This is a genomic window from Acinetobacter sp. NS-4, from assembly GCF_037402435.1.
Taxonomy (GTDB): Bacteria; Pseudomonadota; Gammaproteobacteria; order Pseudomonadales; family Moraxellaceae; genus Acinetobacter.
On record NZ_JBBEUE010000003.1, the window covers coordinates 140,377 to 163,956 of the forward strand.

Sequence of the window (23,580 nt, forward strand, 5' to 3'; positions counted from 1 at the left end):
ACTATGGCTGAAGTACTTCATCACGATAACCACGGACACGATGAACATCATCATCACGATGATACTGACATCACGGTCTTTGGTTTCTGGTCTTACTTGATGAGTGACTTGATCCTATTCGGTACACTCTTCATCGCGTTTGCTGTATTAAGCAGTCACGTTCCAGTTGGTACTCCAAGTGCACGAGATCTTTTTGGTGAATCTCTCAGTTTCGTATTAACTGAAACATTCGCCCTCTTGATTTCGTCTGTAACGTTCGGCTTTGCTGTTCTTGCTGCCTACAAGAAAGACGTATCTAAAGTTCTGACTTGGCTTGCAATTACTTGGGTATTTGGTGCTTCGTTCATCGGCATGGAATTATATGAGTTTAATCATTTAGTTCATGCTGGTCATGGCCCTAGTACAAGTGCATTCTTATCTTCGTTCTTTACGTTGGTAGGTACACACGGTATTCACGTAACTTCAGGTTTGGTTTGGATGATCGTGTTAATGATTCAAATCAAGAAAAATGGTTTGACACTTCCAAACACACGTCGTCTTGCATGCTTAAGCTTGTTCTGGCACTTCCTTGACATCGTTTGGATCTGTGTATTCAGCGTAGTTTACTTGATGGGAGTTCTCTAAATGAGTCACGATCACAACTCTACTGGTGCAGCACACGGTAACGTTAAACAGTATACAGTCGGTTTTATCCTCTCTATTGTCCTTACCATTATTCCTTTTGGAATGGTAATGGCAGGTGGTTTTGACCGCGGTATTCTGATTACCGTGATTGCAATTACTGCCGTTGCTCAGATTCTTGTACAGTTAATTTATTTCCTGCACATGAATTCTTCTTCAGAGCAACGTTGGAACGTGATTGCATTCGTTTATACGATTCTGACCATTGCCATCCTTTTGGTTGGTTCTGTATGGATCATGAACTACCTTCACTACAACATGATGATCTAAACTGGTTGTCATGCTGAAAAAGTATTTATTCCTGACTAAGCCAGGAATTCTCTTTGGTAACTTCGTTACCACTTTGGGTGGCTACTTTGTAGCTGCCCAAGGTTCTGTAGATTTCCTTCTTCTGCTCCTTACTCTCTTAGGCACACTCTTCGTTGTTGCTTCTGGATGCGTGGTCAATAATGTTATTGATCAAGACATCGACCAAAAAATGCAGCGCACACAAAATCGTGCGATGGTTAAAAAATCCATTTCAGAACCTGTTGCTTATGCCTATGCATTGGTACTTGGGCTTATTGGTTTTAGCATTTTATGGTTTTGGGTAAATGCATACGCTTTCCTATTCGCAGTCCTTGGTTTTGTCGTATACGTTGGCTTTTACAGCTTATGGACAAAACGAACGACTATTCATCAAACAATCGTTGGTAGTATTTCTGGTGCAGCGCCGCCTGTTATCGGTTATACCGCTGTCGCTCAACATTTTGATTTGGGTGCCTTACTGGTTTTCATCGGTTATGCACTTTGGCAAATGCCTCATTCATGGGCCATTGCTGTTTATCGTTTTGACGATTACAAAAATGCAGGTGTTCCGATTCTTCCTGTAGCGCGTTCAATCTTACGCACTAAAATTGAATCGTTGATTTATGTTGTTTTATTTACCATCACCATGAATGCCCTATTTGTATATGGTTATGCAAATTGGCTTTATTTAGTGATATTAAATGCTTTATGTATTTACTGGTTATATATTGGTGTAATTGGATTTAAAGCTGAAAATGACCAACTTTGGGCTAAACGCTTTTTCCTCTATTCAGTGATTTTAATTACAGTAATCAGTATCTGTTTTAGTTTCACAGCGACTGCACCGGCAACACAGATCGTATTTTTTTAAAAGATAGAGTTACACTCTATCTTTTAATGAGATATTTCATATTCTCTTCTAACGTCCCTTTTTGCTATTTTTAATTTCTGTTTGTCACTTACAAACTTTAAGTAAGCGTATTACTCATAAAACTTGTGAAAAGCAAAGTTTAGCATCTACCTTTTTCAGTATTTTTCCGTTTTCCTGTGCTTAAACCTTGTATTTAGCAAGCAAAGGCTCTAAAATTCACGCTTCGCAAATTTATGCGACACAACCTTGGTTGTGACTCCTTGCTTCAATTTAGTTAAATTGAGGCTGTTTAAACCGTAAGGAGCTGACAATGCGTCACTACGAAATCGTACTTTTGGTACATCCTGACCAAAGCGATCAAGTTGTGGGTATGGTAGAACGTTACCTAACTCACATCAAAGAAGCTGAAGGTCAAATTCACCGTTTAGAAGATTGGGGCCGTCGTCAATTGGCTTACCCAATTAATAAAATTCATAAAGCTCACTACATTTTAATGAACGTTGAATGTGGTCAAACTACGCTTAATGAATTAGAAGAATTGTTCCGTTATAACGACGCAATCCTTCGTAATGTTATTATTCGTCGTGAACATGCAATTACTGAAGAGTCATTGCTTGCTAAAAGTGCTGAAGAAAAACGTGCGCGTAAAGCACAACGTGAAGAAGCACAACAATCTCAAGACTCTGCTGAAGCATAAGGAGAACATAAATGGCACGTTTTTACCGTCGTCGCAAGTTCTGCCGCTTTACAGCTGAGAAAGTTGCGTACATCGACTATAAAGATATCGATACTTTAAAACAGTACATCACTGAAAACGGCAAGATTGTTCCTAGCCGTATTACAGGTACTAAAGCTCGTTACCAACGTCAATTGGCGCTTGCTATTAAACAAGCTCGCTACTTAGCGTTGATCCCTTACACTGACAATCATAAGTGAGGTTGAGCTGTGGATATTATCTTATTACAACGCATTAAAAACCTTGGTAAATTAGGCGATAAAGTATCAGTTAAAGCTGGTTACGGCCGTAACTTCCTTATCCCTCAAGGTAAAGCAGTTGCAGCTACTGAAGCCAACACTGCTGCTTTTGAAGCTCGTCGTGCTGAACTTGAGAAAGCTGAAGCTGACGTTTTAGCTGCTGCTCAAGCACGTGCTGACCAATTGAACGAAGTTAACATCGTAATCACTGCTAAAGCTGGTGACGAAGGTAAACTATTCGGTTCTATCGGTACTCGTGACATCGCAGACGCTTTAACTAATGCTGGTCTTGAAGTTGACCGTGCAGAAGTTCGTTTACCAAACGGTGCGCTTCGTAACACTGGTGAATTCAACATCGCAATCCAATTGCATCATGATGTTGTTGCTGAAGTTCTCGTTACTATCGTATCTGAGTAATTTCTTGCAAGAAAAAGAGCATGCTTTTGCATGCTCTTTTTTTATCTCTGAAAATAGTCAAAATAGTTGAATCACGTTGTTTAGCGCTTGTTTACTTCACTTATTTTGACTATTTTTAAACACTTCAATAAATGAAATTTTCGATTCGCATTTTTTTTAAGAGCGCGTATCATCTGCTTATACGAAGAGAATACCTTTTTTCTCTTTGTCACTTTTTCTAAATTACTCATTTATTGCATTTAAAATTAGGGTTTTATATGTCACAGGCGAATGCCAACGCTATGCTTAACTCAGCTAAAGTCGATAATAAAGCAAGCGAGTCGGGCCAACTCAAAGAGTTTCGTACCCCTCCGCATAACTTGGTGATTGAACAGGCCGTTCTTGCCGCACTTATGACGGTAGCCGAATCTTTTGAGCAAGTCGGTGATGTATTAAGTGAAAATGATTTCTATGCTACACGGCATAAATATATTTTCCGTGCCATTGAAAAATTAGCCCAAGAAAATTCACCTTATGACGCGGTCCTAGTCAATGATTGGCTAATCAAACAGAATCTTCTAGAGGCCGTAGGCGGTGAAGAATATTTAATGCAATTGATGGCAGATTCCCCTTCCAGCTTTTATAACCTGGAAACCTATGCCAATAAAATTAAAGAATTTTCAACTTTACGCAGCATGATTAAAGTCAGCTCTGAAATTCTACAAAACGCTTATGACACCAAAGGCCGTAGTGTCAGTGAAATTTTAGACCTAGCTGAAACCAATATTTTTTCGATTGCCGAACAGCATAATAACAATGCCAAAGCTCAAGGCCCAAAACCGATCAATGCTGTAGTCGCCGATGTTTTTGACAAGTTAAATGAACTTTCGCAAATGGAAGGCAATATTACCGGTTTAACTTCAGGCTTTCTGGAACTGGATAATAAAACTTCAGGCATGCAAGCGGGTGATTTGATCATTGTTGCGGCCCGTCCATCTATGGGTAAAACCACCTTCGCCATGAACCTGGTCGAAAGTGTGCTGTTTAATTGCGATTTGCCTGCCTTGGTTTTTTCCATGGAGATGCCAGCAGATTCGATTGCCATGCGTTTGATTTCTGCTTACGGTAAAGTGCATCAGGGCCATTTGCGTGCCGGTAAACTGGATGGCGATGAATGGTCTAAAGTCACAGGCACCATTTTACAACTGCAGGAAAAAAATCTGTACATTGATGATTCTTCTGCCCTGCCTCCGACGGAATTACGTGCACGTGCACGTCGTATTGCCAAAATGCATGGTGGTAAAATTGGCTGTATTATGGTCGATTACCTACAGTTAATGAAAGTACCCGGTATGGGCGACAACCGTGTCGGTGAGATCTCGGAAATTTCACGAAGCTTAAAAGCACTGGCTAAAGAAATGATGTGCCCTGTCATTGCATTATCTCAGCTCAACCGTTCACTGGAAAACCGGCCAAATAAACGTCCTGTGATGTCCGATCTTCGTGAATCAGGTGCAATCGAGCAGGATGCTGACTTAATTATGTTTATTTACCGGGATGAGGTTTATAACAAGGAATCCAAAGAAGCAGGCACAGCGGAAATTATTATCGGTAAACAACGTAACGGTCCAATTGGTACTGTTCGTCTGGCATTTGAAGGTCAATATACGCGTTTTAGCAACCTGTCACCCGAGTTTTATTCTCAATATAATGATGAAGAATAAGACATAAAAAAACGGGGGTGATGACCTCGTTTTTTTAAATTTATTTTTCTTGTGCTATTGCTTTAATTCATCACTGCTGCATATTGCATAAATTTTTTCTGTTTAATATTTGGTGAAAAATACACTTTAACTTAGTGTTTATTTTCAGCCAGAGGACTACAATATCCCTCTCCATTTTGCTTAAGTTCCTCATTTTCAATACTGAGATCACAAGCATATCTATAATATTCTTACGTAGCTTATAAGCGATTTGATCCAACGAATTGCTGTAATGTTTCATTGTAATCCCAAGGAGTAACTAGGGTGCGCCAAGCAACAGTTTATATTGATAGAGAAGCCCTTCAATATAATTTAAACCGTGTCAAACAACTTGCACCAACAGCTCAAATTGTAAGTATGGTTAAAGCTAATGCTTATGGACATGGAGTCAAAGACTGTTTAGCAGCCTTAGGTGATACGGATGCCTTTGGTGTCGCCTGCCTTGAAGAAGCTTTAGAAATTCGCGAACTTGGCTATCAACAACCGATTACGCTCATTGAAGGCATTTTCTCTGAAGATGAAATGCAGGTTGTGGTGGAGAACAATATTGAATGTGTGATCCATCATCAGCAGCAACTGGACTGGTTACTTACACACAAAGCACGCTACATTGGCAAAAACTTAAAAGTTTGGGTCAAACTCAATAGCGGTATGAACCGTCTGGGTTTCAAAGTACCCGAAATTATTGAAGTGATTAATTCACTTAAAGCTGAAGGTTTTACTTGTGTACTGGCAATGCACTTTGCCAATGCCGATGCAGACCACCCTCTTAATGAACAGCAAAAATCACAATTTCTACAAGTAAAACAAGCCTGTGCGCCAGTGATGGGCTCTTGCTGTAATTCGGCTGCCATTTATAAATGGCCTGAATTGAATTTTGATTTTGTGCGTCCAGGAATCATGCTCTATGGTGCATCTCCGTTTGCGGATAAATCAGTCCATGATTTAGACCTCAAACCAGTCATGACCTTTAGTGCTGAAATTATTGCCCTAAACCACATTCAAGCTGGTGAACATGTTGGTTATGGTTCAACTTTTACCGCAGACAAAGAAATGGACCTCGCCATCGTTTCCATTGGCTATGGAGATGGCTACCCCCGCGCCTTCCCAAAACAGAACTATGTATCTATTAACGGTCAAGCCGCTCGCGTGATTGGCCGCGTTGCCATGGACATGATTGCGATCGATGTGACCGGTATAAATGCACCACTTGGTACTGAAGTTGAACTTTGGGGTAAAGACCGTTTGGTGGATGATGTTGCCGAAGCCAATGGCACCATTGGCTATGAGCTGCTATGTCGTTTAAGCCCGCGTCCTATAAGAAAATAACACTTTAAACTCAATAAAAAACCCAAGTTTTTACTTGGGTTTTTTCATTCTAATAATAGCTTATTAAGCTAAATAATCATCAGTCGGGATAGGTAACTCTTGCAGGCCACGGCGCAAAGTATCTGACCATTGTTTACTGAGTTTCCAAAAATAGGGATCTTCTTCATAAATTCGTTTGCCATTTGGGATATGCAAAGTGTCTTTTTTATACACCACCATATCGAGTGGCATACCCACAGAAACATTGGAACGCAAGGTAGAATCAAAAGAAATTAAACTGCAACGTACCGCTTCATCTAAAGGCATTTGATAAATTAAGGCCCGATCAAGTATTGGCTTGCCATATTTACTTTCACCAATCTGGAAATAAGGCGTATCTTCTGTTGCACAAATAAAATTGCCTTGCGGGTAAATATTGTACAGCTGCATATCTGAACCTTGAATCTGCCCGCCCAACAAAATACTACAATAATAATTACTTTGTTCATGCATATGCGAGTCTTCTGTGACATCAGCAATGACTTTTTTTAGTGTATGCCCCACCAGTTCCGCCATTTCAAACATGGTGTTCACACTGTACAAGTTCGGTTCTTGTTTAAGTTCCAGATGATTATTTAAATGTCCAATCACAGCCTGGGTTGTGGCTAAATTTCCTGATGTCTGTATCGTGAGAAATCTTTCGCCCTCTACACCAAAGATATAGAGTTTGCGAAATACCGAGATGTGATCGACCCCGGCATTGGTACGGGTATCGCTCACAAAGACTAGACCATCTTCTAATCGTAGCGCACAGCAATAAGTCATGAGAACTCCTTATGACTTTTAAGTTTTCAGCAAGCGAGCACTTGAACGATAGAGTTCATGGATTCAACACCACCGCGCTCTCGTATGCCTCGCACTGGTGCAACATCCCAGTAATCACGACCTACAGCTACATAAATGTGCGCATTCGGCGTAAATAACTGGTTGCTGGTATCAAAACAATACCACGAATTTTCAAAAAAAACCTCTGCCCAAGCGTGACTGGAAAGATGAGATGTCTGGGGTACAAATAAGTAACCCGATACATATCGCGCCGGCAAGCCTAGATATTTACACATGGCAATAAAGACATGGCTATGATCCTGACATACCCCCTGTCGGCATTGAAAAGCATCTAGAGCTGAAGTTTGTACCGAAGTTCGGTCAGGTGTATAGGGAATATAATTCAAGATGGCTTCAGACAGCACAATCAAGTTAGCCCGATTAATGCGAGGAACATAGCAATCTGCAAAACTTTTCATCTCCGCATTGCATAATGTGCTTGCCGTAGGCTGCAAAAATAATTGCGGATTGAGGTTTGTACCAATTCCGAACTGCGTATCAGGGTTGATCTCGACGATGCCCTGCGCCATGATGGTCAGTTGGCTGTAGGGCTGGCGCTGCGAACTGGTAATCCAGAGATTGTTAAAGGCATCATATTTTATTTCTTTTTGCCCCGGCACGCTGACATCCCAGCAATGTACCTGCTGATGGGCATTGCTGGTCGGTGTCATTTTAATGTACTGGATACTGTTGCAGGCCTGATCACTATACTGATAATGCGTTTGGTGATTGATCATCAACTTCATACATCCACCTCAAATAGATTTTGAATATGATCACTAAAGTGATAAAAATTCATATTATCCGGGTTTAATTTAAGTTGCTGCCACGCGCTATCCAGCCGATCCCAGCCAATCTGGGCTAATAGATCGACAATTTTATTCAGGTTGTTCAAGGTTACAGTCTGATCCTGTTTCAGACGAATTTGCCGGTCAAGCTGCTCAATATTTTGTCCCAAACTAAAAAACAGAAACACCTCTTCCGATTCAGCTTCTATCACCTCATGGCAATCTCCCGCCACATCACAAATATAAGTCGCATTGGCATTGGCATTCTTAATCAGCTGATTCAGTTCTGCATAGGCTTTTGCCGAAAGAATGCCACGCAAATCCTGGATATTATCTTTAGCATATTGAAATTGTTGACTGAACGATGAAGGCTGTTCAGCATCCAGAAATAACGAATTGAGTGAGCTTGCATCAAAAGCGGGCAAGCAAAAGCCATGGGCATATTGCAATGCATCCTGATTATCCAAAAACGGAAACTGGCCACATGCATATTGAATCCGTGTTAAATACCGACCTAACCAAAAAATGTGCTGAGCATTACTATTTAATAAAATCATAATTTCCTTCCCATAGTTAGATGTCTATGAATGCAGGTTATCGACAACCCATGTGTCTTTAACTCCACCACCTTGTGAAGAATTCACTACCAGTGACCCTGCCTGCATGGCCACCCGTGTCAAACCGCCCGGAACAATTTCGGTTCGGTAAGGCGAACTGAGAACAAAAGGCCGCAAATCGATATGACGCTCTGCCACTCCAAAATCGGTCAAAGTCGGGCAAACCGATAAATCCAGCGTCGGCTGTGCAATATACAAATGCGGTACAGCAATAATTTTGTCTCTGAAAGACTCAATCTGGCTGTTTGAAGCCTGAGGGCCAATCAACATGCCATAACCGCCTGAACCTTGAGCTTCTTTCACCACCAATTGTTCTAAATTGGATAAAACATAGTCTAGATCTTCAGTTTCCCGGCATTGATACGTAGGCACATTTTTTAAGATAGCCTGCTCGCCCAAATAAAAATGAATCATTTTATCGACATAAGGATAAATCGATTTGTCATCTGCCACTCCAGTACCCGGTGCATTGGCAATCACCACATTGTGATTGAGATAGGCCGACATTAAACCTGGTACACCCAAGGTGCTATCGGGCAAAAAGCATAGAGGATCGAGATATGCATCATCGACCCGTCGATAAATTACATCAACCTTCTGTCTGCCACGAATCGTTTTGACATAAACCTTATCGTTCTCTACAAAAAGGTCACGCGATGTCACTAAAGGCACATCCATTTCCCTTGCCAGGAAGGAATGTTCATAATATGCACTGTTATAGCGTCCCGGCGTTAGCACCACGATAAAAGGATTATCGACATAAGCATTTTCAGCCAGGATTTCTTTGAGTAGCTGAGGATATTGCTCAATACCCAGAACATTATTTTGCTGAAAAAGCTGTGGCATGAGTTCTTGGCTAATTTTGCGGCATTCCAGCATATAAGACACACCGGATGGCGTTCTTAAATTATCTTCCAGCACATAAAATTCACCGTGGCGGTCACGAATAATATCAATCCCGCTAATTTGGCTGTATATTTTCCCTTTTAAGTCATGCTCATACATATGTGGCAGATAGGCTTCATGAGTAAGCACTTGTAATTCCGGTACCACATTGGCTTTCAAAATGTCTTGTTGATGGTAAATATCGTGTAAAAATAAATTCAGTGCCCGTACCCTTTGTGCACAGCCAAGCGATACCTTGTTCCATTGCTTTTTTTCAATCACCCGTGGAATTAAATCATAGGGAATGGTTCGCTCAATCCCTTCAGACTCGCCATATACAGTAAAAGTAATTCCTTCATATAGAAAATGATCTTTGGCTGCCTGATTCAGCGACTTCAACTCTTCCAGCGTATGTTGTGATAGCCAGTGTTCTATTTTTTGGCAGGTTTCACCGGACATGGCCTGATCATCAACCAATTCATTAAAAAAATGTGATTTAAACTGTTGAAATAAGGTATTAAATTTAGCATTTGGTTTTATTTGTGTTGTTAAAGACACATTGCTTTTTGCCCCTACTTCATGATGGGCAAACGTCTCCAGTGACGGAATCGAATTTGTATCTTGATTTTCTTTAAGCATACAAACCTCGTAATTTTCTCTATTGTCAGTAGAGTTAAGCAACAAACATGCCAGTCATCGTTTAAGTTATTTATCCACTTGCGTTTTAGGGTCTGTTGGTAATTCTTCTATGTTTGCGACTACGCGTATTTTTTAGGCGATACGAGGCGTGAACTGAAAAATTTAGTTATTCTAAATGCGTAGTTCACAACGACGTAGCGTCAAAAAATATCCTAGTCCCCAGCTGTGCCTTGCGCTGCAAACAAAGCCGTGCTTTGTTCTTGCTCATATCAAAACATGCAAGCTTTCAGGCGCAAATGCCTGCGAAAAAAAATTCAGTTTTTTTATTGTGTTCATCATTTAATGGTTATATAAACACTCTACTCGATCTTTAATTTTAGTTATGTCTTCACAAGAAAAAGAAACTTCAAATAGCCTGTATCGTCAGTGGCAAATTTTATCTCGTCTTTCTACCGGGAAATGGATGGGCACCCGTGAATTACAGGAAATTTTGCAACGTGAAGGGATTGATATCAGCCTACGTACCATTCAACGTGATTTAAATCAGATCTCGTTACGTTTTCCGATTGAAAGCAGTAAAACTGTGCCGCAGGGCTGGCGCTGGCGTTCAGATGCGCCTATTCAAAGCTTGCCGCATATGACCAGCTCGCAGGCAGTTACCTTTATGATGGTCGAAGAACATCTAAAACACCTGTTACCTCCTAGCCTGATTGAAGAGATGAATCCCTGGTTTGATCTGGCACGCCGCAGCTTGTCGACCCAAAACAATGTCCGCCAATGGATTAACCGGGTGCGCATTGTTCCAGCGACTCAACCATTGATTCCGCCTGTGGTCGATAAACTGGCGCAGCAGTCTATTTATGAAGGTTTGTTGCAAGACAAACAGCTTGAATGCGTTTATCAGGGACGCAGCCATTCGGGAGAAGAAAAAACTTATATTTTAAATCCGCTGGCATTGGTACAAAAAGGTGCAATTATTTATTTAATCTGTACCCGTCATGATAAAACTGACATTCAAACCTTTGCCCTGCACCGTTTCAAATCGGCTATCGTATTGAATTCACGCGCGATGCACCCGGTTAACTTTGATATTGATGCCTATATTGAATCCGGTGCCTTAGGCTTTAGAGTCGACTATAACAAGCCGACTGAAAATGTAGCGTTAAAACTGATCATGACAGAAGAAGATGCACATTATTTTGATGAAAGCCAGCTCAGTACAGACCAGGTCATAAACAAACTGGATCATGGCTTAGCACAAGTCACTGCAACTGTACCCTTCACTTCACAGTTGGTATGGTGGTTAAGAAGTTTTGGCAATAAAATTCAGCATATTGAACCCGTTGAAGTTTCCAATGCTGTGCATCAAATTGCTAATGAATAAGATTAGTGAAATAAAAATACCTCTAACAAGAATCAATTAAATAAAAAAAGTCCCAATGATTGGGACTATAGGATATTTCTGTTTGGATCTATTTTTATTGTCGTACTGTGGGCTTCAAGAACATCAAGCTTTATTTTCTCACCCCGATACAAAGCTTGATGGCGTCTGATTTCATTTGTGGAGTAGCAAATATTGTGCTTTAGCACGCTAAATCTCCCGTGTTATATCGAATTGATTTCATCGTCATATGCATTACCTCTGTTGCTAACGTAAAACCAATGTAGTCCATAATCTAACGATTGAGAAATCACAAGATCAGAAACGTTAATCTGAATATTTATTAAGCATTTATTCTGAATCTCTATTTCCCCTTGTTAATATACTGTACATAGCCAATCCTGACTTTATTTTAAGTGAAACTTGTACAGCCCATACTTATCTTTAAGGCTGCCGATCCATCACTTATACATCTAGATTTTACAAATCAGAACTTGTGAAGTGTATATAAAATAGGCAGATTCATGTTATGCAGAATTCGATGGAAAACATGAAAATGCCCGTTCCAGCCCAAGCCGTCAGACATAGACTTTTAAATACTTTTTTCTCACGATACTCAGTCTGGTTTAGCTGTATTTTTATTACCTTAACCATTAGCTGGTTTCGAATTATCTATGAACCTCAATCTATTCATTATTTTCTTTCAGATCCCTTTCTGAATTCTTTATGGCTGATCTCAGGCATCCTGACGCTTGTTGGCGTATATGATATCTTGCAAAATCAACATTCAATCCTGAAAAATTATCCCATCATTGGACATTTTCGCTTTATTTTTGAAGAGTTTCGTCCTGAAATCCGGCAATATTTTATTGAAGACGATCAGGATGCCCTGCCATTTTCACGGATGCAACGCAGTCTGGTTTATCAACGTGCAAAGAATAAAAATGCCGATAAACCTTTTGGTTCACTTATCAATGTCTACCAGCAAGATTACCGTTTTATCACCCATTCCATTACGCCATGCAAACCTGCCGATCCTGAAAGCTTCCGTATTCAAATCGGCAATCATCAGTGTCGGCAGCCCTATAGCGCCTCCATTATGAATATCTCAGCCCTAAGTTTTGGCAGCCTGAGTGCCAACGCCATTCGAGCATTGAATCTGGGGGCGAAAATGGGCAATTTTTACCATGATACCGGTGAAGGCAGTATCAGTCCTTATCATCTGGAAAATGGCGGAGATATTGTCTGGGAACTCGGCAGCGCCTACTTTGGCTGCCGCACGCTGGAGGGTCAGTTCGATCCGGAAAAATTTTCCCGCCAAGCCCGATTACCGCAAATCAAGATGATAGAAATCAAGCTGTCTCAAGGCGCAAAACCCGGTCATGGCGGAATTTTGCCTAAAAGCAAAATTTCAGAAGAGATTGCCCAGATACGCGGAGTGAGCCGCGAACATGATTGTGTTTCTCCGGCCCAGCACTCTACATTTAGCACCCCCATTGAAATGATGCATTTCATCCAGCAACTGCGTGAACTGTCTGGCGGTAAACCGGTGGGCTTTAAACTCTGTATTGGTCAGCCCTGGCAATTTATGAGTATTGTGAAAGCCATGCTTGAAACTCAAATTGTGCCGGACTTTATTGTAGTAGATGGCTCTGAAGGTGGTAGTGGTGCTGCCCCGATTGAATTGATTGACCACGTAGGTACACCTTTACGAGAAGGTTTACTGTTTGTACATAACACCCTGGTCGGTGCAGGCTTAAGAGATCAAATCAAGATAGGAGCAAGCGGCAAAATTATCAGTGCTTTTGATATTTCCAGCACCATGGCGATTGGCGCAGACTGGGTGAATTCGGCACGTGGCTTTATGTTTGCCGTAGGCTGTATTCAGGCGCAAAGTTGTCATACCAACCAATGCCCGGTAGGTGTTACCACTCAGGACCAGGAACGGCAAAAAGCCCTGCATGTTCCCAGCAAGGCAGTGCGTGTTTTGAATTTTCAAAAAAATACCCTGCGTGCCTTATCCGAAATGATTGCAGTCGCAGGCTTAAAACATCCAGCGGATATCAAGCCACATCATTTAGCCCAGCGCATTAATGACCGGGAAATCAAGAACTATGCCCAGTTACACTTCTGGCTAAAAGAAGGTGAATTACTCAACTGCAAAGCTGAAGATACCGAAAACTTCTATTATCGGATCTGGAATTTAGCCCATGCAGATAGATTTTAATCATGGCTCAAATTCACAGTGAAACTCATTAAAAAAATAAACAAAGAAGCCATATGAGCCTCTTTTATGTAGTAATGCAAAGAAAATCAATAATAACCAGACGAGCTTTGAGCATGTAAAAAAGCAGGAATCAAACCGGTTAAGGCGGCACGAATATCAGCACGTTCATTAATCAACTGATGTGAACCTTCTTCCAGCATCAATAAGGTCTGCAAGCGGAACTTGCGACGAATAAACTCAATGTTATAACGCCAGTCTACAGTCTGATCCTGTGCACCTTGTGCCAGCCAGACTGGAATGCGGCAAGCAGGACGTGCTTCCATTTCCTGCATCCATTTCGACATGGCTAAAATCCAGTCCATTCCCATCATACGCGGCTGTAATGGATCTTTTAAACGGACAAAACGCAGAAATTCCGGGTTGTGGTTATTGCGTCTAAAATGCCGTGGTACCTGACGTTTAATGCGTCGGATAATACCCAAACCCACCGAATTATGCCACCATGCCGACTTGGCTGGTCGAAGCAGTGGTGAAAGCAATAACACACGGTCCACATACGGATTTTCACGACGCTGGGCAAATTCCAGCAAATGATGCATCCAGATGGCACCACCGGTACTCTGCCCAATGCCCAACCAGGGTTTAGGTAATTGATCCGCATTTTTAATGTAGTGATAAACAGCGTGTAAGACCTGCTGATAATGGTCAAAATTCTTGATATTTGCCGGCGAACCATCACTCAGACCATGACCAGGCAAATCATAGGTAATGACGCTAAAACCCTGTTCCAGCAATTCGCGAATAATTGGCTGGTAAATTCCGCTATGTTCCAGATAGCCGTGCAGTAAAAATACCGTGCCGCGTATTTTCGGCAAGGCAATTTTTTCCAAATTCGGCTGAAATACCTGTACATGCAGTTTAAACAAAGGCATTTGCACATAGCCTTGCCAATGTTCACAATCTAGTAAATGCAAACCATATAATTTACGGTAAGCCTGTATCTCTACGGAAGGTTGATACGGTTTATTCAGATTTAAAGCTTCAAGTAATTGCGGTGTGGTTTCACGACTTGGAACGGGTAAATCCAGCTGTTTTAAAATCGTCGGATTTAAAAATGGGATATCGGGCATTAAGGTACCTCTCGGCAATCACTGGAACCAAACCAGACATCGCGAATCGTGGCTAGCATTTCATAATTGGCACGGCGACTATGATCATAATTTCGTTCACTTGGACGCCAGTTTGTCAGACGTGTAGGCATTGGCGCCTCTACCGGTACAGTTTCAATACCATTTAATGCAAATAAACGACGGGTACGCGGCATATGATAACGGTCGGTAATTAGAATCACTCGCGGTGCTCCACCCTTTTTTTGCAGTAACAATGAGCTAAACCGCGAATTTTCACAGGTATTCATGCTGCGGTCTTCCAGCAATTTGGCATCCACATCATGTTCTTTCAACCAGCGCTGCATATATGGGGCTTCCACGCCGCTGAGTACAATCGGGAGTTGATATTGTTTTTCTGTGGCCAAAGTCGTCTCCAAACGTAGACGGGTGTAATCATTTACCACGATATCTTTGCCATTTTCATCCAGTGTCAGTCCACCTCCTAATACCACAATGGCATAAGGTTTTGAACTTTGCAGCTGAGGTTGTTCATTCTGTTCATGAATTAATGCAATATCTTGATAAATGGTTTCATCAACAGGTTCTTGAGCGACTTGTTCCTGTTCAATTTTATGCGTACGAAGAAATTCTACGTATTTCTCCATCAATGCTTTATTTTCCGTACTGTTCAAGTCCAATAAATCTTTCACCGCTTGAGCGGGATCTTCTGACTCAACTGCTTCAGATGCGGGTTTTGCAATGAGTGGAATCTGTGGTTTTTCCTGATCATCATTTTCTTGCTGTTGCTCATCCTCAATCATTTGCTGCAAGGCTTTATAGCGTGCCTGAATCACAGTCAAATCCTGAGAGTTATGGCTTTGAATCGCTTCTTCCATCAACTTTAAATAGGCTTGACGGGCAATCCATAACTTGGAGCCTGGCTCCAAACTGTCATGCTCGCTTAATGCCGCCATTTGCTGGCTTTTCGCAGCTACCTGATTGACCTCAACAGGCACAAAACTATTCAGGGCTTTCACCACCCAGCCTGAATAAAATGGCGAATAAATCAAAACCATGAAACAGCCAAACAATACAAATAGCACTGAAGCTGTTTGTACCAGTCGAACCATCCAATGTGATTTCGCCATCTTTCTCTTATTCCATGTGTGAACGAATTAAACCGCTTTCATCAAACAGTACTGGTTCAGGTTCTAACAAAATATCAAATTTTTGCTGCACATCATGTTGTACAGCATGGTAAGTGGCTTGAACATCCGCCAGATTAGCCTGATCATAATTCACCAGTACTAGGGCCTGCTTATGAAACATGCCGACCACACCCAATTTCTTGCCTTTCCAGCCCGATTGATCAATCAACCAACCTGCTGCAATTTTAACGCCACCGTTAGCCTGAGGATAATGGGGCAAATTCGGAAATGTTTGTGCTAAATGGTCAAATAATTGTTCCGAAATGATCGGATTTTTAAAGAAACTTCCCACATTTGGATATTCTTTGGGATCTGGCAGCTTAGTTTGACGTATTTGAATCACTTGCTTTTGCAGGTTTTCAGCGGTTTGTTCATCACCCACCGCTTGCTTGAGATCGCCATAATTCAACATTAGATTCGCATGCTTAAGTAACCTAAAAGTCACATGAGTAATCACAAAGCGCTTTGGATCGTCTTTAAAAATACTATGCCGATAGGAAAAATCACAATCTTGAGCCAGGATGGTGTTGAACTGTTCCATCTGGCGGTCATAAACCTGAACCGATTCAATAAACTCGCCCGCTTCCACACCATAGGCACCAATATTCTGTACTGGAGATGCCCCCACCAGGCCAGGAATCAGCGCCAGATTTTGCAGGCCATATAAATGATTCTCTGTCGTCCATAACACGAAGTCATGCCAGACTTGTCCAGCGCCAACACGAATGGTTTTGCTGTAATCATCTTCAGCAATATCTTCAATGCCTTGAATGTCCATATGGATGACCAACGCGTGAATCCGTTCCGGCAATAGCATGTTGCTGCCACCCGACAAAATCAAAACATTTAGCTGTTGTTGCTGGGCATAATTTAAGGTATCCACCAATTCAGCTGTGGACTGAACCTTGACATAATGTGATGCTGTTGCATCAAGACTTAAGGTATTAAAAGGCTTAAGTTGAATTTGTGTTTGAATATTCATGTGCTTAAACCTTTATTTCACATCGATCTGTTGTTTGAACTGTTGTTGAAATTGCTGTTTAAAAACACTGATCCACGCCAAACTGCTCGATTCACACTGATTTAATACACGCTCAAAACCCTCCTTCCCACCATAGTAGGGATCCGGCAAAGCCTGTTTCAAATAAGTTTGATCGTATTCACTCATCAATGCAATTTTTGCCCGAATTTGGCTGCCACCGTATTCTGCCTGTGCTTGTGTTAAAAGTACTTGAATATTGAACAAATTTTCATGATCCATCGCCAGAATCAAATCAAAAGCAATGAAATCTTGAATGATTAACTGACGCGCACGCAAAGTTGACAAATCATAGCCGCGCTTTAAGGCATACTTCTGGCTACGCAAATCCGGTGCTTTTCCGGGATGGTAATTACTGGTACCGGCTGAGTCGATCACAATATTAAGTTGCTGTTTATCACAATAATGTCTAAGAACCACTTCTGCCGTGGGAGAGCGACAAATATTTCCTAAACATACACATAACACCTTATAGGGCGTTTGGGATGACATAACAACCTCGATAACCGCTTTATTTTCAGGTGTCTTATGTTAAGTTATTTACAGGATGAATCCTATAGAACACTAAAACAATAATCTTGAATTTGATATAAAAAAGGATGCAATAGATGAGCCATTTTCAATTTCAGACCGTCTCGAATATTATTTCAGGGCTCGGCTCGATCTATGAGTTAAAGCAACTGCTTCAACAACACGCTTATAAAAAACTGTTGCTGGTCACCGATGCAGGCATGATTCAACAGCAACTGCATTTGCCAATTATTGAAATTTTGCACAGCATTCGACTGCCCTATGCGATTTATTCAAACGTTCAGGCTGACCCGCCTGAACACATTGTGTTAGATGCTGTTCAATTTGCCAAGAATGAAAAAGTGGACATTGTTTTAGGTTTCGGTGGCGGAAGTTCCCTAGATGTCGCCAAAGTGATTGCTGTTCTGGCGCATCCTGAGCAGCAGCAAACGTTAAAAGATTTATACGGTATCAATAATGCTAAAAATCCACGATTACCGTTATTTTTAGTTCCAACCACGGCAGGTACAGGTTCCGAAGTCACTCCCATTTCTATTGTCACCACTGGCGAAACCACCAAAACTGGCATTGTCTCGCCAGTTTTATTTGCTGATGTCGCCATTTTGGATGCAAGCTTTACTCAAAACTTGCCTGCCCATATTACGGCTGCAACCGGCATCGATGCGATGGTACATGCCATTGAGTCCTACACATCCAAAATCAAAAAAAATCCTTATGCCGACATGTTAGCCAAGCAGGCTTTAAGATTACTCAATAAAAACCTAAGTCTGGTTCTGGCAGATGGCAGTAATTTAGAAGCACGGCAGAATATGCTGGTAGGTTCCATGCTGGCCGGCCAGGCCTTTGCCAATGCACCAGTCGCAGCTGTCCATGCTCTAGCTTATCCCTTAGGTGGACATTTCCATATTTCACATGGCCATAGCAATGCCCTGGTGTTGACTGAGGTTTTAAAATTCAATGCGCCGAATGCAAAGCAGCTCTATGCTGAACTGATGTGCTGGCTAGATCCCAAAAGTACTGGCAGTACCGACGGTTTGTGTGATTTATTTATTGATCATATGCAGAATCATTTAGATAAAAGTGGTTTGGTTTTAAAACTCCAAGCACTGAATATTCCTGAAAATATGTTTGAGCAATTGGCAAATGATGCGATGTTACAAACCCGTCTTTTACAAAATAATCCGCGTGAATTGTCTCAGCAGGATGCACAACAGATCTATCAGGCTATTTATGGATAAGGATTCAATCTTTTATTGACACTAAGGCTGACCTGTTTTTGTAGTGTCATCTCAAAGTCAGATTCAAAATCAAAAAACTAAGGGTATTATTCTTGCGATGAATATCCTTAGTTTTAACCCAGTTGCATTGATTTATTTTTCGCAGTACAACTAAATGCTCATACCCCCAAACAATAAAATTAAATGAAACAAATACCCAAACATCGTGCCGATTTTCCCTTCTTCCTGCCCATTCAAACCCGATGGTCGGATAACGATATTTATGGTCATGTCAACAATGTGACTTATTACAGTTATTTTGATACCGCTGCCAATGCCCTGCTAATTGAAAAGGCAGACTTTGATATTCGCTATTCTCCAGTCATTGGCTTGGTGGTCGATTCAGCATGCAGCTTTTTTCAGGAACTTTCCTATCCTGAAATTATTGAGGTGGGTGTGGCGATTTCTAAACTGGGTAATTCATCAGTACAATACGATTTAGCAATCTTTAAACAGTTTCATGATGTCGCTGCTGCGCAGGGGCATTTTGTGCATGTGTTTGTAGACCGCCAAACACGAAAAAGCACCCCAATTCCAATTAAAATGCGGGATGTCCTGTATCAATATAGCGTGAATGAATAAACTTATTTGAGCTGGATATTCTGAATTTTACCCTCAAAATTTTGCAGAATCTCTTTAACCGCAGGTTCTGCATGAAGTAGCTCTGCCGCGCGTGCATAGGCTTTTTCTTTACGTTCACTTTGCATACTATACGGCGTGGTGGTTTCTACATCTGCATAATGAACTTGAAAATGGGTACCAGACCACTGCGTTTTTAATGCCTGCTCCAAGGCATGCTGCAACTGAGTCAACAATGCTTCATATTGTTTTGGAATATGGAAGGTTGAATCACCGTTAATTTGTCCGGTCATTACTCCTTGTTGAGCAAGTTCTTGAACTGCTGGAGATAATTCACTATTACGGAACCAATACTCCCATTTATCCACTGTCCACTCGCCTTCAAGGACTTGAGGCTTTAATCGTAGAATATCCTGTGGCATTAATGGCGAGTCAGTCGTATCAGCAGCTGCTTCGTTATGAACCACTTTTACTGTATTCATTTCGACATGAGGAATTGCTGCAGGAGCCAAATCAAATAATGAATCTTGTGCTGCCTCTTCTACAGAATGTTGAGCCTGTGCCTGAACTTCCGCTGGAGCTTTGACAGGCGTTGTTTTCTCTGTTACTAAAGGTGCTATTTCATCAAACAAGAAATCATCACTACTGCTTTCATCAGCTGTAGTACTCACAGCTTCTGGCTCATCATCAAAGCCAAATAATGCATCGTCACTGGATGGATCGAAGACAATTTTTTCCGACTGTGCTTGAGCCGGATTAATTTGTGTATCTGACAGTATAGATAGCGCTTCAGCTTCTACTGTTTCGGGTTCCAGGAAATCATCCGAACTGAGTTCATCTACGAAAACAGATTGAACTGCAACTTCATTAAATGGATCGTCATCATATTGAGACTCATCAAAATCATCATATGCAGGTGCTGATTCAACAGATGTGATCGGCTCTACAGCTACCTTTTGCGGTGATTGATGCTGCAACATCTCTGAATCAACCGGCTGTTGCACAACTGGATGAATGTTCTGCGTAACGACTGGTGTTTGTGATACAGGAATTTCATTGGGCTGCAATGGACGGAACGCCAATAAGCGCAATACGCACATTTCAAAGCCCTGTTCTTGTGTGACCGCCAGTTGCAGGTCAGCACGGCCTTTACAGGCCACCTGATAGTACAACTGTAAATCTTGTGCTGAAATGCGTTGCGACAACCGTATAATCTTTTGATTGATTTCAGCACTATATTTCAAGCTCAGCTCAGGCAGATACTGCAATAATGCCAGCTCATGCAGGGTCGAAATCAACTGATCCAGAACCAGTGACACATCCAGCGCCTGCTGGCGGAATTGCATGAGTAATTCACTGACACGGGCTTTCTGGTTCTGATGAATCGCCAGAATTAAATCATAAATGATGGTGCGGTCAATCAGGCCCAGCATCTCTTTGACATCTTGATGCTGAATTTCACCCTGACCATAAGCAATCGCCTGATCGGTTAAAGACAGTGCATCACGCAATGAACCCTGAGCCGATTCGGCAATTTGCCAAATGGCATCCTGTTCTGCCTGAATCTGTTCTTTTTCCAGAATATCCGTCAAATGTGTAGTAATTTCATCCACGGCAAGTGGACGCAAGGTAAATTGCAGGCAGCGTGAAATAACGGTAATCGGTAATTTTTGTGGATCGGTTGTAGCAAAAAGGAATTTTACATGTTCAGGTGGTTCTTCTAATGTTTTTAGTAAGGCATTGAATGAATGCGTCGATAGCATATGCACTTCATCGATCAGATAAACCTTAAACCGACCTTGAGTAGGTGCATAGGGAACATTATCTAACAATTCACGTGTATCTTCTACTTTAGTACGTGATGCCGCATCAATTTCGATTAAATCGATAAAACGGCCTTCATTCACCGCCTTACAGGTTGCACAGACTTCGCAAGGCGTTGAGGTCACGCCAGTTTCACAGTTCAGACATTTCGCCAAAATACGGGCAATGGTGGTTTTACCTACCCCGCGCGTCCCGGTAAACAAATACGCATGATGTAACCGACCACGTTCCAAGGCACTCGTCAGTGCACGTGACACATGGTTTTGCCCCACCAATTCATTGAAATTACGTGGACGGTATTTTCGTGCAAGTACTTGATACATGTATGCTCCTTTTTACAGGTCTAAGCATACTGTTTTTTTATAAAATAGTGAAATAAATGGCGGAGCTATGAACAATAAAAATCCTGTATTCCACCAAAACGAAGACGAAATTTCTATTTATACATTCACTAAAATTAGCTCAGTTTTCCCAAAATAAAATCACTTTGCATCTGGTAGCTTTTACCGCTTTGATCTTCACGAATTTCAAGGACTTTTTCATCTAAATTCACATAGAGTAAATTACGCGTTGCCACATTGATCAGCTCAATTCTTTGCTTTGATTCATCTGTAAAACGCAGCTTACCTTTCAATGTTTCGACTTCACTATGACCACTTAAACTTTCACGGGTTAAGGTATAGGTTTGATCTTCATGCAGGGCTAAAGTGACTGCCATGCCCGGACAATCTTCGCAACGGGATAAACAGCCCATGCACGGCGTTGTACCCTCATATTCTCCTGCCCACGCTGCCAGTTGCTTTTGCGATTCTATAGATGCCTTGCCTTGCGTATTCGATTGGTTGGCATCCTGACATCCCAATAATGCAGCACTTGCCAATAAAGGAATTAACACGACATTTTTCATGAAATATCAACAGCAGCTAAAATCGCAGGCAAAGTAGCATATTTTCCCGTTATTTTCCTCAGCAACATGTTGCAAATTAAAACCAGCCCTTACGCCCTGCCAAGACCCGATCCGCGCAGCGTAGCGTCTCCTGGGTCAAGCCCCACAGTCGATAATCCCCAGTGATGGAAGTGGTGGCAAAGTTATGGGTATAAGCGAAACTTAAACCCCTTTCAGGGTCACACCATGCGCCAGAGCCATTAAAGCCCATATGCCCAAACCCTGAGGATGATTTGCCTAAAGTTAAAATCCGGTGATACCCCAACCGCCAATGCATGGGTAACGGCATAATCCGGTCACGCCGGGTGTATTGAATTTGACTTAATTGTTTAAAGATTTCAGGGCGTATCAACTGCTGCCCTTGCCACTTCCCACCCCTGGCGAGCATGGCATAAATTCGAGCCAGGCTATTGGCACTAAACACCCCTGTTGCCGCAGGAATGCTGGCCTGTAGTCCTGCATCACTAAAAAAGCTGAAATTTTTCATTCCTTTTGGAATCATCGCATCCTGAAAGTCTTGAGGTTCTTGGCCGGATAACTCCAATAATTTATCGAATGGGGATGCTTTGCGTGCCTGTGCAACTTTTACTTTAGGCTTGGGATTTTGAAATTCATTTTTTGAAATTTTTTGCTGAGGAATAATCCGGGCAACTTCAGCCAGTTTTTCCTTCGGTACGCCAAAATAGGCAGCATCTAATTGTAATGGTACAACCAAATATTGTTGCATCAGTTCTGTCAGTGTTTTACCGGTGGCTTTTTCCAATAACCCGCCCACTTGCCAGCCAAAGGTTAAGGGCTGATATGCTGCATCTGTAGCCACTGCAAAACGTGGTTTGGCCTGTGCCATAACAGCAAGCATATGTGGCCAGTCTGCCATTTCCGAGGCATCAGCAATAAGATTGCGAATATCATATAAACCGCTTTGATGACTCAACATATGCCTTAAGGTAATTTTATCTTTACCCTGTTGGGCAAATTCAGGCCAATACTGTGTAACAGGTATGTCATAATCAAGAAAACCTTCACTAACTAAAATATGCGCTAAGGTAGATAAAACCCCTTTCCCAGTGGAATAGCATAAAGACAGGGTATCTGCCTGCCAGCTTTCAGTTTCAGACTTTTTCCCGGTCCAGATATCAACGACTTTTTGACCCTGAAAATAAATCACCAGAGCTGCACCACCTAAATTCGTCCGTGCATCCTGCATCCGGCTGAACTGTCTGGCAAGGTCTATAAATCTTTCATCGACATGACCTTGATAATTCGCAGTATTCGCAAAAAGATAATCTTTTAGTTGCTGCATCATTCCATCCCTAGAACTCTATTTTCCATGAGCTTAAAACAAAAAAGCCTAAATCGACAG

The 23,580-nt window shown here is 41.7% G+C and carries 23 protein-coding genes; 12 read left to right on the top strand and 11 right to left on the bottom strand.

The window, feature by feature from the left end; translation table 11 throughout:
- Positions 1–3: 3 nt before the first annotated feature.
- The 8 genes from cyoC (at position 4) to alr (ending at position 6,303) form a co-directional block, all read left to right on the top strand.
- Positions 4–624 carry a cytochrome o ubiquinol oxidase subunit III gene (gene cyoC, locus WAE57_RS03525; protein ID WP_086175042.1) on the top strand — a complete coding sequence of 207 codons (621 nt, stop codon included), beginning with the start codon at positions 4–6 and terminating at the stop codon, positions 622–624.
- A complete protein-coding gene (locus tag WAE57_RS03530) occupies positions 625–951 on the top strand; it encodes a cytochrome o ubiquinol oxidase subunit IV (protein ID WP_086175041.1) in 327 nt (108 codons plus the stop codon).
- Positions 952–961: 10 nt separating this feature from the next.
- Positions 962–1,840, top strand: coding sequence for a heme o synthase (gene cyoE / locus WAE57_RS03535; RefSeq protein WP_086175040.1), 879 nt, complete (start codon positions 962–964; stop codon positions 1,838–1,840).
- A gap of 310 nt (positions 1,841–2,150) precedes the next feature.
- The gene (gene rpsF, locus WAE57_RS03540) at positions 2,151–2,537 is read left to right on the top strand and encodes a 30S ribosomal protein S6 (protein ID WP_004648827.1); all 387 of its coding nucleotides are present in this window, start codon (positions 2,151–2,153) and stop codon (positions 2,535–2,537) included.
- An 11-nt stretch (positions 2,538–2,548) separates the two neighbouring features.
- Positions 2,549–2,776: a 30S ribosomal protein S18 gene (rpsR, locus tag WAE57_RS03545; RefSeq protein ID WP_004676982.1), complete on the top strand. Its 228-nt coding sequence runs from the start codon at positions 2,549–2,551 to the stop codon at positions 2,774–2,776.
- A gap of 9 nt (positions 2,777–2,785) precedes the next feature.
- On the top strand, positions 2,786–3,232 hold the full coding sequence (rplI, locus tag WAE57_RS03550) for a 50S ribosomal protein L9 (RefSeq protein WP_086175039.1): 447 nt from the start codon (positions 2,786–2,788) through the stop codon (positions 3,230–3,232).
- Positions 3,233–3,489: 257 nt separating this feature from the next.
- Positions 3,490–4,935, top strand: coding sequence for a replicative DNA helicase (dnaB, locus tag WAE57_RS03555; RefSeq protein WP_337708294.1), 1,446 nt, complete (start codon positions 3,490–3,492; stop codon positions 4,933–4,935).
- A 303-nt stretch (positions 4,936–5,238) separates the two neighbouring features.
- On the top strand, positions 5,239–6,303 hold the full coding sequence (alr, locus tag WAE57_RS03560; RefSeq protein ID WP_337708296.1) for an alanine racemase: 1,065 nt from the start codon (positions 5,239–5,241) through the stop codon (positions 6,301–6,303).
- 63 nt (positions 6,304–6,366) lie between these two features.
- Here the strand turns inward: alr and WAE57_RS03565 are convergent, their stop codons facing one another.
- From WAE57_RS03565 to WAE57_RS03580, 4 genes are read right to left on the bottom strand one after another with little or no spacing between them, the layout of a single operon-like run.
- A complete protein-coding gene (locus WAE57_RS03565) occupies positions 6,367–7,107 on the bottom strand; it encodes a proteasome-type protease (RefSeq protein ID WP_237787237.1) in 741 nt (246 codons plus the stop codon).
- Between the two features lie 26 nt (positions 7,108–7,133).
- Entirely contained in the window at positions 7,134–7,913 is a 780-nt protein-coding gene (locus WAE57_RS03570; protein WP_237787236.1) for a transglutaminase family protein, read from the bottom strand.
- Entirely contained in the window at positions 7,910–8,512 is a 603-nt protein-coding gene (locus WAE57_RS03575; RefSeq protein WP_237787235.1) for an alpha-E domain-containing protein, read from the bottom strand. Before WAE57_RS03575 ends, WAE57_RS03570 begins: the two co-directional genes overlap by 4 nt.
- A 24-nt stretch (positions 8,513–8,536) precedes the next feature.
- Positions 8,537–10,096 carry a circularly permuted type 2 ATP-grasp protein gene (locus WAE57_RS03580; RefSeq protein ID WP_337708300.1) on the bottom strand — a complete coding sequence of 520 codons (1,560 nt, stop codon included), beginning with the start codon at positions 10,094–10,096 and terminating at the stop codon, positions 8,537–8,539.
- Positions 10,097–10,478: 382 nt separating this feature from the next.
- Between WAE57_RS03580 and WAE57_RS03585 the strand changes: the two genes are divergently transcribed.
- Together WAE57_RS03585 and WAE57_RS03590 are read left to right on the top strand one after the other, a co-directional pair.
- On the top strand, positions 10,479–11,480 hold the full coding sequence (locus tag WAE57_RS03585) for a WYL domain-containing protein (RefSeq protein WP_337708302.1): 1,002 nt from the start codon (positions 10,479–10,481) through the stop codon (positions 11,478–11,480).
- A 553-nt stretch (positions 11,481–12,033) separates the two neighbouring features.
- Positions 12,034–13,704: an FMN-binding glutamate synthase family protein gene (locus tag WAE57_RS03590; RefSeq protein ID WP_337708304.1), complete on the top strand. Its 1,671-nt coding sequence runs from the start codon at positions 12,034–12,036 to the stop codon at positions 13,702–13,704.
- 86 nt (positions 13,705–13,790) lie between these two features.
- On the opposite strand, the gene WAE57_RS03595 is transcribed toward WAE57_RS03590, so the two are convergent.
- The 4 genes from WAE57_RS03595 to WAE57_RS03610 are packed head-to-tail and all read right to left on the bottom strand — an operon-like array spanning position 13,791 to position 17,552.
- Positions 13,791–14,834 (bottom strand): alpha/beta hydrolase, encoded by a 1,044-nt coding sequence (locus tag WAE57_RS03595; RefSeq protein WP_337708306.1) that lies wholly within the window; start codon positions 14,832–14,834, stop codon positions 13,791–13,793.
- Positions 14,834–15,961 (bottom strand): YdcF family protein, encoded by a 1,128-nt coding sequence (locus WAE57_RS03600; protein ID WP_337708308.1) that lies wholly within the window; start codon positions 15,959–15,961, stop codon positions 14,834–14,836. Before WAE57_RS03600 ends, WAE57_RS03595 begins: the two co-directional genes overlap by 1 nt.
- Before the next feature lie 7 nt (positions 15,962–15,968).
- Complete coding sequence (gene murB / locus WAE57_RS03605) at positions 15,969–17,003, bottom strand: UDP-N-acetylmuramate dehydrogenase (protein ID WP_337708311.1); 1,035 nt, start codon at positions 17,001–17,003, stop codon at positions 15,969–15,971.
- Positions 17,004–17,015: 12 nt separating this feature from the next.
- Positions 17,016–17,552: a low molecular weight protein-tyrosine-phosphatase gene (locus WAE57_RS03610; RefSeq protein WP_337708313.1), complete on the bottom strand. Its 537-nt coding sequence runs from the start codon at positions 17,550–17,552 to the stop codon at positions 17,016–17,018.
- 116 nt (positions 17,553–17,668) lie between these two features.
- On the opposite strand from WAE57_RS03610, the gene WAE57_RS03615 reads away from it, so the two are divergent.
- Both WAE57_RS03615 and WAE57_RS03620 read left to right on the top strand, forming a co-directional pair.
- Positions 17,669–18,829, top strand: coding sequence for an iron-containing alcohol dehydrogenase (locus tag WAE57_RS03615; protein WP_337708315.1), 1,161 nt, complete (start codon positions 17,669–17,671; stop codon positions 18,827–18,829).
- 183 nt (positions 18,830–19,012) lie between these two features.
- Positions 19,013–19,450 carry a thioesterase family protein gene (locus WAE57_RS03620; RefSeq protein ID WP_337708317.1) on the top strand — a complete coding sequence of 146 codons (438 nt, stop codon included), beginning with the start codon at positions 19,013–19,015 and terminating at the stop codon, positions 19,448–19,450.
- Positions 19,451–19,452: 2 nt separating this feature from the next.
- Here the strand turns inward: WAE57_RS03620 and dnaX are convergent, their stop codons facing one another.
- The 3 genes from dnaX to WAE57_RS03635 form a co-directional block, all read right to left on the bottom strand.
- Positions 19,453–21,594 carry a DNA polymerase III subunit gamma/tau gene (dnaX, locus tag WAE57_RS03625; protein WP_337708319.1) on the bottom strand — a complete coding sequence of 714 codons (2,142 nt, stop codon included), beginning with the start codon at positions 21,592–21,594 and terminating at the stop codon, positions 19,453–19,455.
- A gap of 134 nt (positions 21,595–21,728) precedes the next feature.
- Complete coding sequence (locus tag WAE57_RS03630) at positions 21,729–22,178, bottom strand: copper resistance protein NlpE N-terminal domain-containing protein (protein ID WP_337708321.1); 450 nt, start codon at positions 22,176–22,178, stop codon at positions 21,729–21,731.
- Between the two features lie 76 nt (positions 22,179–22,254).
- Complete coding sequence (locus WAE57_RS03635) at positions 22,255–23,520, bottom strand: serine hydrolase domain-containing protein (RefSeq protein ID WP_337708323.1); 1,266 nt, start codon at positions 23,518–23,520, stop codon at positions 22,255–22,257.
- Positions 23,521–23,580: the final 60 nt, after the last annotated feature.

Coding starts and splice junctions, on each gene's coding strand:
- rpsR (WP_004676982.1), top strand. CDS start 2,549: ATGGCACGTTTTTACCGTCGTCGCAAGTTCTGCCGCTTTACAGCTGAG.
- WAE57_RS03635 (WP_337708323.1), bottom strand. CDS start 23,520: ATGCAGCAACTAAAAGATTATCTTTTTGCGAATACTGCGAATTATCAA.
- WAE57_RS03620 (WP_337708317.1), top strand. CDS start 19,013: ATGAAACAAATACCCAAACATCGTGCCGATTTTCCCTTCTTCCTGCCC.
- WAE57_RS03615 (WP_337708315.1), top strand. CDS start 17,669: ATGAGCCATTTTCAATTTCAGACCGTCTCGAATATTATTTCAGGGCTC.
- rpsF (WP_004648827.1), top strand. CDS start 2,151: ATGCGTCACTACGAAATCGTACTTTTGGTACATCCTGACCAAAGCGAT.
- WAE57_RS03580 (WP_337708300.1), bottom strand. CDS start 10,096: ATGCTTAAAGAAAATCAAGATACAAATTCGATTCCGTCACTGGAGACG.
- cyoC (WP_086175042.1), top strand. CDS start 4: ATGGCTGAAGTACTTCATCACGATAACCACGGACACGATGAACATCAT.
- WAE57_RS03530 (WP_086175041.1), top strand. CDS start 625: ATGAGTCACGATCACAACTCTACTGGTGCAGCACACGGTAACGTTAAA.
- WAE57_RS03570 (WP_237787236.1), bottom strand. CDS start 7,913: ATGAAGTTGATGATCAATCACCAAACGCATTATCAGTATAGTGATCAG.
- WAE57_RS03630 (WP_337708321.1), bottom strand. CDS start 22,178: ATGAAAAATGTCGTGTTAATTCCTTTATTGGCAAGTGCTGCATTATTG.
- WAE57_RS03585 (WP_337708302.1), top strand. CDS start 10,479: ATGTCTTCACAAGAAAAAGAAACTTCAAATAGCCTGTATCGTCAGTGG.
- dnaX (WP_337708319.1), bottom strand. CDS start 21,594: ATGTATCAAGTACTTGCACGAAAATACCGTCCACGTAATTTCAATGAA.
- WAE57_RS03575 (WP_237787235.1), bottom strand. CDS start 8,512: ATGATTTTATTAAATAGTAATGCTCAGCACATTTTTTGGTTAGGTCGG.
- dnaB (WP_337708294.1), top strand. CDS start 3,490: ATGTCACAGGCGAATGCCAACGCTATGCTTAACTCAGCTAAAGTCGAT.
- WAE57_RS03600 (WP_337708308.1), bottom strand. CDS start 15,961: ATGGCGAAATCACATTGGATGGTTCGACTGGTACAAACAGCTTCAGTG.
- WAE57_RS03565 (WP_237787237.1), bottom strand. CDS start 7,107: ATGACTTATTGCTGTGCGCTACGATTAGAAGATGGTCTAGTCTTTGTG.
- murB (WP_337708311.1), bottom strand. CDS start 17,003: ATGAATATTCAAACACAAATTCAACTTAAGCCTTTTAATACCTTAAGT.
- WAE57_RS03595 (WP_337708306.1), bottom strand. CDS start 14,834: ATGCCCGATATCCCATTTTTAAATCCGACGATTTTAAAACAGCTGGAT.
- cyoE (WP_086175040.1), top strand. CDS start 962: ATGCTGAAAAAGTATTTATTCCTGACTAAGCCAGGAATTCTCTTTGGT.
- WAE57_RS03590 (WP_337708304.1), top strand. CDS start 12,034: ATGCCCGTTCCAGCCCAAGCCGTCAGACATAGACTTTTAAATACTTTT.
- WAE57_RS03610 (WP_337708313.1), bottom strand. CDS start 17,552: ATGTCATCCCAAACGCCCTATAAGGTGTTATGTGTATGTTTAGGAAAT.